We start from the raw sequence: 12,384 nt of genomic DNA, 5'->3' as shown, positions 1-12,384 counted from the left end.
CAGGCGACAGGCGACCGGGTTGCGAGGTCACACCAGCCGACTGCGCGGCCCGGCCCGCAACACACCCGACGGCAACTGCCGCCCGACCAGCTTCTCGGCCAACTCCGCCACCTCGATCAACGCGTCCAGGTCGATTCCGGTGTCGATGCCCATGTCGTGCAGCATGTGCACCACCTCCTCGGTGGCCACGTTCCCGCTCGCCCCCGGCGCGTACGGACACCCACCGAGTCCACCGATGCTCGCGTCGAACTCGGTAACGCCCAGCTCCAACGCGGTCAGAATGTTCGCCAACCCCGTGCCCCGGGTGTTGTGGAAGTGCAGCAACATCGGCACGTCCGGCCGCCGGTCCCGCACCGCCGTCACCAACTCACGCACTCGACGAGGCGTACCCATCCCGGTCGTGTCACCGAACGCAACCCGATCGGCACCATCGGCGACGACCCGATCCACGATCCCCGCCACCCGAGCGGGATCAACATCCCCCTCGTACGGACACCCGAAGCTCGTCGCCACGATCACCTCGACCGTCGCCCCGGCCCCGTGCAACAGCTCGACCAACCCGGCGATGTCGTCCAGCGACTCCTCCGTCGACCGGTTCACGTTCCGCCGGTTGTGCGTGTCGCTGGCCGAGACCACCACCTCGATCTCGGTGAACCCGGCGGCGAGCGCCCGCGCCGCCCCGCGCGAGTTCGGCACCAGCGCCGAGTAACGCACCCCGGCCACCTGAGTCGCGGCCGACCAGACCTCGTCCGCGTCCGCCATCTGCGGGATCGCCTTCGGATGGACGAACGACACCGCCTCGATCCGGCGCACCCCCGTGCCCGAGAGCGCGTCGAGCAACCGCACCTTCGCCTCGGTCGGGATCGGGTCCTCGTTCTGCAACCCGTCGCGCGGTCCCACCTCGCGGATCGACACCGCACCTGGCAGTTGACTCATCGGCCACCTCACTGTGACGCCACTGGTCCGCCCATTGTTACTCGCCCACCGGCTCACCGCCCCGAACGCCCGCCCCGCCCCGGAGGCACCCAACCGAGGATCCGCGCATGCAGCACCCCAGGCTCCGGACCACCCCCGACCTGCGCCGTGATCCCGTCCAACTCAGCCAGCGCATGGACAAACTGGGCACCGAGGTACAGGTACAGCTCAAGCCGGCGCTCGCCGTACGCCCGGAGCAAATTAAGCCGAGCATCCGGACACGGCCAGGGCCTGGCGTCGTTCCGACAGATCCAGAAGGGCCGCAGCGGCGCGTGCAACTCCAGCTCCGGAACGATCGGATCAACATCCATGGTCGCGCCGATCCAGGAAACGGGGCTCATCCGCCCGCCCGCACCAGTCGCCTAAAAGCCGCCAGACAAACATGTCCACCTCCCCAACATCAAGATCGAGCAGGATCTTTCCCGATCCACTCTGTACGCCGGATCACTTGCGGAGCAATACTCAGTCCTGAGACATCCAAAGAATCTTGTCTCCGTATCGACAATCGACGTTTTTGAGTCGCATACTCGGTGCGTCAACCGCATGAATTTGAGACAGGGGGCTAAATGGTCGACACCGGATCGTCCGTACCGCGCAGGCAGCTCGGACGTCTGCTCCGACAGGCGCGCGAGACGGCAGGGCTGAGCCTCGAAACGGCGGCAAAGGAGCAGGAGTGGTCCCGGGCGACCATGTACCGGGTCGAAGGCGGCTACAACGCCGTACGCAAATCCGACGTCATCTCCATGTGCCGGCTCTACAGCGTCTCGCCCGAGATGACCGAGGCGATGATCGGCCTTGCCGTCGAGAGCAAGGCAAAGGGCTGGTGGCACGCCTACGGCGACGCCATCCCCGGCTGGTTCGACCTCTACCTAGGACTAGAAGCAGCCGCCTCCCGCCTACGGCATTTCCAGCCAACGTCGGTACCTGGACTGCTGCAAACAAGGAGGTACGCCGAAGCCCTGCTGGGTTCGCACCCGGGCATCCCCGATCACGAGGTCGGTCGCCTGGTCGAGGTCCGCATGGAGCGCCAGCAGTTACTGCAACGCAGGTCGCCAGTCCCGCCGCAGCTTGACGTGTTCCTGTCTGAAGATCCGTTACGCCGCTCGGTACCGGGAATGTCCCAGCAGCTCACCCACCTGATCGCGGCGGGTGAACGCAGGCGGGTGTCGATCCGGGTCGTGCCCACGACCGCTCGACTCAGCTACGTGCTTACCAGCGGCGCCTTCATCATTCTCGACTTTCCGGCCGTCGGAGTCCGGGCACCGGAGCCGACCACCGTCTACTGTGAAGCGCTCACCGGCGCGCTCTATCTGGACAAGCCGGCCGAGGTCGCGGCGTACGATGCTGCGTGGGACGCGCTCGATGAGTTGGCCCTGGATCCGGGCCAGTCGGCCGACCTGATAGCCAAAATCGCCAAGGAGGTCGAAGATGCGTGACCTGACCGGCGCCCGGTGGCGCAAGTCCAGCCGTAGCAACGGGTCGGGCGGCGAGTGTGTCGAGGTCGCCGACAACCTGACCGGCATCGTCGGCGTACGCGACAGCAAGGACCCGCACGGCCCGGCGCTGACCGTCACCCCCGAAGCCTGGCGAGCCTTCGTCAGCTTCGCCAAGCAGTCCTGACAAACCCACGCACGGTGCGGCCGAGCCCGGCTGATCTACCGCTCACGGAGATCCTCACGCGTGTCGCGGCAGCGGACGTATGACGAGGAAATTCTCTACACGGAATTCGATGTATCTACACGGTTTTCCATGTACTCCCGAACCAAGTCACCACTTCCGGAGCGGAAGACAGTCAACCATCATCGTGATGTGCCAGGGTGGGGCCCACCGTGCCCACGGCGGGGATCAAGCCTGACGGCCCAGAGTGGGCACGGTGGGCCCCACCCACCCCGACCGAGAGAGGTCAGGCGGCGACGGCGGCCTCGGCGACCTGTTCGGCGTCGGGGCGCAGTTGCGGTGTGGCGAGGCTGACCACGAGGTTGAGGATCGCGAACGCGGTGGCCACCAGCAGGCCACGGTGGAAGCCCTCGACCAGGGCCTGCTGCTGACCGACCCCCTGGGCGATCGCGTTGGTCGTGTGAGTGATCGAGAGGGTGGTGACGATGGCGAGTCCCAGTGCGCCCCCCACCTGGTTGAACGCGGTCACCACGCCGGAGGCGGCTCCCGCCTCGTGGTGCGCGACGTCGGCCACCGCCGCGATCTGCGCCGGTACGCCGATGCCGATGATGCCCAGGCCGAACAGGACCAGGCCGGGCAGCAGTTCGGTGGCGTAGCCGCCGGTCGCCCCGGCCCGGGAGAGGAGCAGGAGTCCGGCGGCGCTGAGCACCGTACCGGCGATCTGGAGCGTACGGGTGCCGACCCGGTGCACCAGTTGCGTGGCGAGGGCGGCGCCGACGATCGCGGCGACACCCATGGGCAGGAAGTGCATGCCGGCTTCCAGGGCGGAGTCGCCGCGTACCTGCTGGAGGTAGATGGCGACCAGGAAGAACATCGAGAGGAACGCGGCGCCGTTGAGTGCCAGTGCGGCGCTGGAGACGCTCAGCGAGCGGGCACGGAACAGGCGCAGCGGTACCAGGGGCGCGGCGGTGCGAGCCTCGACCGCGACGAAGGCGACGAGCAGCACTACGCCACCGGCGAGGAAGCCGACCACCTCGGCCGAACCCCAGCCGCTCGCCTCGGCGCGTACGACGCCGAAGACGACGGCGAGCACCCCGGCGGTGCCGAGCACCGCGCCGGCCAGGTCGAAGCTCCGGTTCTCCTGCTTGTCGTGCCGGATGTCCCGGACGAAGGTCGGGATGGCGACGATCAGCGCGATCACGATCGGTACGTTGACGAAGAAGACCCAACGCCAGCTCAGCGAGTCGACGAGCAGTCCACCCGCGACCACGCCGAGGGTGCCACCGAGCCCGGCGAGGCCACCCCAGACGCCCATGGCGATGTTCCGGGCGCGTCCGTGCGCGAAGGTGACCGTGAGGATCGCCAGTGCCGCCGGGGAGAGCAGCGCGCCGCCCAGTCCCTGTACGGCTCGTGCGCCGATCAACAGACCCGGTGAGGTGGCGAGTCCGCCGAGCAGCGAGGTCAGGCCGAACAGGGCGAGTCCACCGATGAAGACCCGCCGTGGACCGAGCAGGTCGGCGGCACGTCCGCCGAGGAGCAGGAACCCGCCGAAGAGCAGCGTGTAGCCGCTGATCACCCATTGCAGGTTGTCGGTGGTGAACCGCAGGTCGGATTGGATGTCGGGCAGTGCGACGTTCACGATCGTCACGTCGAGTACCACGATGAACTGGGCGAGTGCCAACACCGCGAGGGTGGCCCAGGGGCTGCGTCGCATTGCGTATCCCGTCGAGGAAGCCGGTGCCAAAAGAGAGACGTACGTCGTGGATCTACGGCGTACGTCTACAACGTATACGAGTGGTCTACGGCGTACACAAAGTTCCGGTCGGGGGTATGAGCAAGGACACGTTCGGTCTCGGCGGGTGGGGCGATGCGGGCAATGCCTATATCTCGGCTCTTAACTCCCGATAAGGGATGACAATGACCAGAACCGACAACATCCCCTCCCGAGACCGGGGAGTGCCCGTGCAGCAGGACCAGACCCGTAAGCGACGGTTGCCGACCCTTGCCGACCGCTACTCGGCCGGCGACAACGCGTTCGGGTTGATCCGGCTGGCGCGGCGGCCCGCCTCTACATGCACCGGTTGCCGATGCACGGCGTACTCGCGGGTGTCGCCACGGTGCTGGTCGTGGTCTCGCTCTGGCGTGGCGCGTTCATCGTGGTGGGGCTGCCGGCGTACGCGTACCTGCTGCTCTACGCCTCGGTCGCGCTGCCCCGGCAGGTGCGGATGTTCGGTCCCTGGCGCGACTACTCGTACGGCGTCTACCTCTATGCCTTCCCGGTCCAGCAGGTGATCGCGTTGCTGGGCGGTTCGGGTTACGGGTTGCCCGCGTACCTGCTCTTCTCCGTCGCGGGCACGCTGCTCCTCGCGGTCGTCTCGTGGCACCTGGTCGAACGTCCGGCACTGGCGCTCAAGGATCTCGGCCGTCCGTCCGGGTACCGGATTAGCAGCTCAACGATCGGCGCCGATGCGGGCGGCCAGGTCCGCACCGAGCGGATAGACCCGCTCCGGTGGCAGCAGCCGGCTCACCTTCGCGCTCTCGCCCCGGGTCAGCAACTGCGCCATCCGCCGTACCTCGGGCGTCCGGTCGGTGATCGACACGATCCAGTCCTCGGCGTACGTCCGAACGAGTGAACGACCAACGCCGACCTGGATGCTGTAGTGGTTCAGTGCGGCCCCACGCAGTGACCGTTCCGGATCCCACTGCACGTGCACCTGCGCCGTGTCCAGGTCCGCCTCCCACCGGTCGCCGCCCGAGCCGCTCGGCCCCGTGGTCAGTACGGCGCGGGAGAGTGCGTCCTCCCATCCCCGCCGGCTGATCCGTACGGCCAGGATCTGCTCCTGGTTCGGCTTACGCCCCCAGTTGCTCCGGTGCATCAACCAGAGCAGGGACGGCTTGATCCAGCTCATCCGCTGGAACGAGAACGGCGGCACGAAGCGTTGGGCGGCCAGTGCCGGCGCCGCCACCGAACGGGCGTACGCCTGGTAGACGACGATCGTGTCGGCATCAAAATCGGCGCGGATCTCGCGTAGGCGTGGCATCGAACCCCGTACCGCTCGACCGGACAGTGATCCGGAGCATGCCAGCCCGGTCCCGCTCGGGCGAGCGCTTTACCGCATCGACCGTGGCTGACGGGTGGCCCTCGACCGGCCCGCGTGATGAGATACCTCCGAGATCAAGATTGGTCGATCGCGGCGAAGGCGAGGGCGGATCAGTGGGTCAGGAAGTACGCGGAGTCATCTCGAGGGCCAAGGGCGCACCGGTGGAGGTCGCCACGATCGTCGTACCGGATCCTGGACCGGGTGAGGCCGTGGTGCGGGTGCAGAGCTGCGGGGTCTGCCACACCGACCTGCACTACCGCGAGGGTGGCATCAACGACGACTATCCCTTCCTGCTCGGGCACGAGGCGGCGGGGATCGTGGAGCAGGTCGGTGCGGGCGTCACCGACGTCGAGCCGGGCGACTTCGTCGTACTGAACTGGCGGGCCGTCTGCGGCGACTGCCGGGCCTGTAACCGTGGCCGCCCGTGGTACTGCTTCAGCACCTACAACGCCACCCAGAAGATGACCCTCACCGACGGCACCGAACTCTCACCGGCCCTGGGCATCGGTGCCTTCGTCGAGAAGACCCTGGTCCACGCCGGACAGTGCACCAAGGTCAACCCGGCTGCCCGACCGGCGGCGGTCGGCCTGCTCGGTTGCGGGGTGATGGCCGGACTCGGCGCCGCGATGAACACCGGTGGAGTGACCCGGGGCGACTCGGTCGCGGTGATCGGTTGCGGCGGGGTGGGCGACGGCGCGGTGGCCGGTGCGGTGCTGGCCGGGGCGACGACGATCATCGCGGTGGACACCGACCCGCGCAAGCTGGAGTGGGCCAGGGGCTTCGGTGCCACCCACACGGTGAACGCCCGGGAGACCGACCCGGTCGAGGCGATCCGAGCACTCACCGGTGGTTTCGGCGCTGACGTGGTGGTCGAGGCGGTGGGTCGCCCGGAAACCTGGCAGCAGGCGTTCTACGCCCGGGACCTGGCCGGCACCCTGGTCCTGGTCGGGGTGCCCACGCCCGAGATGAAGGTTCCCGACCTGCCGCTGCTGGACGTCTTCGGTCGCGGCGGATCACTGAAGTCGAGCTGGTACGGCGACTGCCTGCCCAGCCGGGACTTCCCCCTGCTGACCGAGCTCTATCTGCAGGGCCGGCTGGACCTGGACGGGTTCGTCACCGAGGAGATCGCGTTGGACCAGGTCGAGGAGGCGTTCGCCCGGATGCACCGGGGCGACGTACTCCGTTCGGTGGTGATCTTCTGATGCCGGCCCGGATCGACCACGCGATCACCAAGGGCACCTTCTCCCTCGACGGCCAGACCTTCGAGGTGGAGAACAACGTCTGGGTGGTCGGCGACGACGACGAGTGCGTGGTCATCGACGCGCCACACGACGTGGGGACGATCCTGCACACGGTCGGCGACCGGCGGGTACGGGCGATCCTCGCCAGTCACGCCCACGACGACCACGTACGGGTGGCGCCGGAGCTGGGCGACGCGACCGGCGCGCCGGTGCTGCTGCACCCGGACGACCGGGTGCTCTGGGACATGGTCCACCCCGATGTCGTGCCGGACGGTGAACTGGCCGACGGGCAGGCCATCGAGATCGCCGGGATCACGCTGACCGTCCTGCACACCCCGGGCCACAGTCCGGGCGCGTGTTGCTTCCACGTGCCGCGACTCGGTGCGGTCTTCACCGGTGACACGCTCTTTGCCGGCGGGCCGGGCGCCACCGGCCGCTCGTACAGCGACTTCGGCTCCATCGTCGGCTCGATCCGGGAGCGACTGCTTACCCTGCCACCGGCCACCACCGTCCACACCGGACATGGCGGGACCACGACGATCGGCGCCGAGGCGCCACAGCTCGACGAGTGGCTGGCTCGCGGCCACTGAAACCCGAACGAGATCGCGATTCGGCCAGGTCATCGGCCCGACCGTAGCCACCGTCGGCCCCCCCGGGTCGGACACCACCTCCGAGTTCACGCCTGGCGAGTTCACGCCTCCGAGGTGGCGTCCGGCGCCGACGCGGCGGGCGTGGAGGAGTCGGGCTCCGAGGGGCCCGCTGCCGGGTTTGTCGGTGTCTCGTGGTCGTCACCGGTACGGGTGAGCAACCGGCCGAGCGTGGTGCTGGCGAAGGTGGCGCCGAGCGCGCTGCCGGCGGCGATACCCCAACCGAGCGGGCCGAGCGGGGTGCAGCCGAAGAACTGGCTCACCCCGGGGGTCTGGATCACGCCCGCCAGCACGGCCAGCGAGCCCGCGGTCGAGACGAGTACGGACGGGCTCGCGCCACCGTCCACCACCGTCTGACCGAGCTGGGTGCCGACCAGCGAGGCGAGCGCGATGGTTCCGGCCCGGCGCTGTCGGCCGGTGAGTCGGGCCAGGGTCCAGCCGGCGGTGGCGCCGAGCGTGGTGGTCCCGGCCCGCAGGGCGATCTCCCGGTTCAGGCTGCCACCCAACGAACTGTCCGGCCCCTCCAGCAGCAGCCCGTCGGTCGCGTCCGGGTCGGGTGCGCGTACCGCGATCGCCATCGCCGGGGCCAGGTCGGTGAGGAGGTTGACCAGCAGCAGTTGGCGTCCGTTGAGCGCGGACCGGCCGGTGGCCGCCGCGGTCAGCACGCTGAACGCGATCTCGCCGAGGTTGCCGCCGACCAGGATGCTGAGCGCGTGCCGTACCGAGGACCACATGGCCCGGCCCTCGACCAGGGTCGCGATGATCGTCTCCAGCCGGTCGTCGGTCACCACCAGGTCGGCGGCGGCCCGCGCGGCGGGCGTACCGCGCTGGCCGAGGGCGATGCCGACGTCGGCGAGCCGGATCGCGGGCGCGTCGTTGGCGCCGTCACCGGTCATCGCCACCACCCGGCCCGCCTGCTGGAGCGCCTTGATGATGCGCACCTTGTGCGCCGGGGTGCAGCGGGCGACCACGTCCGTACGGGCGAGTCGTTCGGCGAGCGCGTTGTCGTCGAGCTGGTCCAGTTCGAGTCCGGTGGCGACCCGCTGCTCGGCGTCGTCGGTGCTGATGATCGAGGCGATCGCGGCGGCCGTGCCGGGGTGGTCACCGGTGATCATGATGGTGTGCACGCCGGCCTGCCGGATCCGGGCGACGGCCGGCGCGGCGCTGGCGCGTACCCCGTCGGCCAGGGTCAGGTAACCGACGTAGGTCAGGTCGGTGACGTCGGTGTCGTTCAGCGTCTCCCCGCCGACCACCCGCTCGGCGACCGCCAACACCCGCTGCCCGGCGCCCGCGTGCTCACCCATCATCCGCTGCAACGACTCCCGGCCCGCGTCGTCGAGCGGCACCTCGCCGTCCCGGGTACGTCGCCGCCCGCACCGGGGCAGGACCGTCTCCGGCGCCCCCTTCACGCTCAGCACGTACGTCTCGTGCCGGCGGCCGAGGGTGGCGTGGTAACCACGGGACGGCTCGAACGGCAACGCGGTGACGTACTGCCAACTCCGGCAGCCGGTGGTCGGTTCCACCTTGGCGCTCTGCGCCCCGATCAGCACCGACCGGTCGGTCTGTCCACTGAGCTGGTCGGGGTGCTCCGCCTCGGGGGTCGCACGCAGGGCGGCGGCGAGCACCCGACGGGTCGTACGGTCGAGCGCGTCGACTTCGGCGTACCGCTCGCTGTCACCGACCCCGGCGAGCCGCAGGTGTCCCTCGGTCAACGTGCCGGTCTTGTCGAAACAGAGCACGTCGACCCGGCCCAGCGCCTCGATCGTGCGCGGGTTTCGGACCAGCGCGCCGTGTTCGGCCAGCCGCCGGGCGGCGGCCAGTTGGGCGGCACTGACCAGGAACGGCAGCCCCTCCGGCACCGACGCGACGGCCAGGTTCGCGGCGGTCGCGGCCGTCTCGGCCAGCGGTACGCCCCGGAAGAGTCCCGCACCGGCGACCGCCATCGCGGCACCGGTCGCGACCGGGATGGTGGCCTTGGTGAGCTTGGTCAACCGGGCCTCGACGCCGCTGCTCGGCGGTGCCTGACGGGCCATCGCCATACCCCGTCCGACCTCGGTGTCGGAGCCGGTGGCGACCACCACGGCAACGCCCCGGCCGGCGGCGACGGTGGTTCCCTCGTAGAGCATCGACCGGCGGTCGGCGACCGCGGCGGCCACCACCGGGGGGCTGTCCTTGGCGACCGGCAACGACTCGCCGGTCAGCGACGACTCGTCCGCCTCCAGACCGTTCGCTTCCAGCACCCGGCAGTCCGCCGGGATGGCGTCGCCCGGCCCGACCAGCACGATGTCCCCCCGGACCAGGTCGCCGGCGGCGACCACGTGTTCCGTGCCGCCGCGACGGATCCGCGCGGTGACCGCCGACCGGGACAGCAGTTCGGCCAGTGACTTCTCGGTGTTGAGCTGGTGGACGGCGCCGATCAGTGCGGAGAGCCCGACCACACCACCGACCAGCGCGGCGTCGACCACGGAACCGACGGCGGCGGAGAGGCTCGCCCCGGCGGCCAGGACCGGGGTGAGCGGGTTCGACAGCTCGTCGACGAAGGCCCGGCCGAGGTTGACCCCGGGGTGGTCGTCCGCCCGGTGGTCCCGTCCGCGCCGCTGGGCCTCGTCGTTGCTCAGCCCGTCCGTGCCGGTGCCCAACCGGTCCAGAACGGTCGGGACCGGCATCAGGTGCCAGGGCGTGGCCGCGCCGACCGGGCCGCCCGTGGTGTGGGCGGGGAGCTGTTTCGCCCGCCAGACCCCGTTCGCCAGCGCCATCGCGCCGGCCACGTTCACCCCGTTCATCGTGCGGCGGGGCAGCCTGGTGACCGGCGCGGTGAAGGCGGTGAGCGCGCCGAGGCTGGTGCCACCCGCGGCCAGGGCGATGTTCTGCCGGGTCAGCTTCCGGGCCAGGCCGACCGCCTCGACCACCAGGGCGGGCACCTCCAGATCCGCACCGATGAGCAGGTGCGCACCCCAGGCCGGTGCCTCGCCGTCGCGCCAGACCCCCAGCCCGCAGTCGGCCGCGCCGAGCGCCCGCCGGTCGCCCGAGACCAGCATCACCATCGCGCCCTCGGCCTGCAACGACCGGATCGACGCGGTCAGCTCGGTGCCGCCGTCGACCAGGGCGTCGGCGAAGCCGTACCGGTCCGTGTCGGTGCTCGCGACCACCAGCCGTACGCCGGCCCGACGGGTGGCCGCCGGCAGCGCGTCGACGCCCGGCGCCGCCTCGGGCTCGTACTTCACCACGGCGGCGAGTTCGTCGTGGTGGGTCAGGCCGAGCACACTGCCACCCGAGCCGAAGAGCCGACCCGCCTCCGGGTGGTCGGTCGGCGGGGACACACCGAGCGTGGTGAACGGGGCGAGCCGCCAGCCGTCCGCTTCGTGTGGGTCGTCCGGCGCGGACGGGTCGAAGAGCACGAACGCCCGACCGGCCACCTCCTCCGCGTCCCCGGCGAGCGGGACCAGGTCGGTCAGGGTGCCCCGGTCGGAATGCAGCACCGCCTCGTCCAACACGAGGGTGTCGACCCGGTCCAGCTCCCGCAGCACCGACCGGTCCATGGCGATCACGCCCCGGGCCGCGAGTGCCCGGCCGAACTGTGCCGCGTACCCCTCCCGACCGTCGAAGGGCGCCTTGGAGAGGCTGGACATGGCGAGCGCGGCCGCCCGTTTCGGCCCGGCGAACGGCAGCGCGACCGCCCCGGCCAGTGCCCCGCCGGTGAGCGTCCGGCGGACGTACCGCTCCAACGGGCCGTCGGGTTTCGGGCGTGGTCGCCCGTCCGCCAACGGTTCCGCCGCCGCCAGTTCGGGCGTGCCGGCGAGCCGGGGTTCGGCCGCCTGCCAGGCGGTCAACTGGGCGCGGGCCTCCTGCCACTGGAGCACCCGCTGCGCCCCGTCGAGCAGGATGCCGGCCCAACCGCCGGTCAGGCCGAGCGCCAGCGCCTCGGCCAGCGGCAGCAGCGAATCCGCCCGGTGGTCGCCACGCAGGCCCTGCCCGACCAGGGCGTGCAGCCTCGGCTGCATGTCGATCGCCTTCAGCAGCCCGGCGACCTCGCCGGGCAGCGGGGCGAACGGCAGGATCCGGGTGGCCACGGTGAGCCCCAGTCCGAGCGCGTCGGCGGCCAGGGTGGAGACCGCCCGCCGGGTCCGTGGTCCCTCCTCCGGCGGGTGCGGTTGCGGGTCGTCGGGGTGGTGCTCGCAGTCGTCGGTACGTTCGACCGCCACGATCGTCGCGATCAGGTCCCGCAGTCGGGGCGCGGGTTCACCGACCGCCACGACCACCCGGCCGGTCGGTGCGTTCACCCGGGCCCAGAGCACGCCCGGCAACCGTTCGAGGGCCCCCTCCACCCGGCGGGCCAGCCGTTCACTGCCAGGTACGGCCACCCCGCGTACCTCGATGTGGTGGCGACCGGGGCGGGACCGGACACCGCGACGGGTCAGCCCGGCGACGCGAGCGCCCTGATCGGCCAGGCTCCCGGCCCGACCGGCCAACTCCTGTGCGCCCCGGGTCACACCGTCGAGCAGATTGCTGAGGGTGGGCGTCGGCAGGGCTCCGGTGAGATTCAGCCCGAAGGGCGTCATCGAGCCGCGTGAGTGGTGGCCGCGTACCGGTGTGACTGCTCTCGGCTCCTGCTGCTCGCGTACGTCATATCGCCCCCCGAATGCCCGGTCGGCGCCATGCCTTCCCACCCGGGGGCGCGTTATGCACACCCGCTGGACCGATTCGGGGCGTCCGACCGGGTCGGGCGGGGATCGTGATGGCGCCGCAGGCATGGACGCCGGCATCCGTGGAAACCGAGCGCGCGGGTAGTAGCCGACAGGTTTC

Annotated in this window: 8 protein-coding genes; 4 read left to right on the top strand and 4 right to left on the bottom strand. The window is 70.6% G+C overall.

What is annotated here, in order from left to right; genetic code table 11:
* Positions 1-27 precede the first annotated feature (27 nt).
* Positions 28-936 (bottom strand): hydroxymethylglutaryl-CoA lyase, encoded by a 909-nt coding sequence (locus ACI2K4_RS19905; RefSeq protein ID WP_404513180.1) that lies wholly within the window; start codon positions 934-936, stop codon positions 28-30.
* Positions 937-1,541: 605 nt separating this feature from the next.
* On the opposite strand from ACI2K4_RS19905, the gene ACI2K4_RS19900 reads away from it, so the two are divergent.
* Both ACI2K4_RS19900 and ACI2K4_RS19895 read left to right on the top strand, forming a co-directional pair.
* On the top strand, positions 1,542-2,411 hold the full coding sequence (locus ACI2K4_RS19900; RefSeq protein WP_404513179.1) for a helix-turn-helix domain-containing protein: 870 nt from the start codon (positions 1,542-1,544) through the stop codon (positions 2,409-2,411).
* Entirely contained in the window at positions 2,404-2,595 is a 192-nt protein-coding gene (locus ACI2K4_RS19895; RefSeq protein WP_404513178.1) for a DUF397 domain-containing protein, read from the top strand. The genes ACI2K4_RS19900 and ACI2K4_RS19895 overlap by 8 nt, the downstream gene beginning before the upstream one ends.
* A 283-nt stretch (positions 2,596-2,878) precedes the next feature.
* Here the strand turns inward: ACI2K4_RS19895 and ACI2K4_RS19890 are convergent, their stop codons facing one another.
* Positions 2,879-4,306: an MFS transporter gene (locus ACI2K4_RS19890; RefSeq protein WP_404513177.1), complete on the bottom strand. Its 1,428-nt coding sequence runs from the start codon at positions 4,304-4,306 to the stop codon at positions 2,879-2,881.
* A gap of 736 nt (positions 4,307-5,042) precedes the next feature.
* Positions 5,043-5,633, bottom strand: coding sequence for a DUF4291 domain-containing protein (locus ACI2K4_RS19885; RefSeq protein WP_404513176.1), 591 nt, complete (start codon positions 5,631-5,633; stop codon positions 5,043-5,045).
* A 173-nt stretch (positions 5,634-5,806) separates the two neighbouring features.
* Here ACI2K4_RS19885 and ACI2K4_RS19880 point away from each other — a divergent pair, with 173 nt between their 5' ends.
* Positions 5,807-6,895, top strand: a complete 1,089-nt coding sequence (locus tag ACI2K4_RS19880) for an S-(hydroxymethyl)mycothiol dehydrogenase (RefSeq protein WP_404513175.1) — start codon at positions 5,807-5,809, stop codon at positions 6,893-6,895.
* Entirely contained in the window at positions 6,895-7,524 is a 630-nt protein-coding gene (locus ACI2K4_RS19875; RefSeq protein ID WP_404513174.1) for an MBL fold metallo-hydrolase, read from the top strand. The genes ACI2K4_RS19880 and ACI2K4_RS19875 overlap by 1 nt, the downstream gene beginning before the upstream one ends.
* A gap of 101 nt (positions 7,525-7,625) precedes the next feature.
* On the opposite strand, the gene ACI2K4_RS19870 is transcribed toward ACI2K4_RS19875, so the two are convergent.
* Positions 7,626-12,140 (bottom strand): HAD-IC family P-type ATPase, encoded by a 4,515-nt coding sequence (locus ACI2K4_RS19870; RefSeq protein WP_404513173.1) that lies wholly within the window; start codon positions 12,138-12,140, stop codon positions 7,626-7,628.
* Positions 12,141-12,384: the final 244 nt, after the last annotated feature.

It is taken from the genome of Micromonospora sp. NPDC050397 (genome assembly GCF_044901685.1).
Taxonomy (GTDB): Bacteria; Actinomycetota; Actinomycetes; order Mycobacteriales; family Micromonosporaceae; genus Micromonospora_G.
The sequence above is the reverse complement of the archived record's forward strand: the minus strand, read 5'-3'. Positions and strand labels throughout refer to the sequence as shown.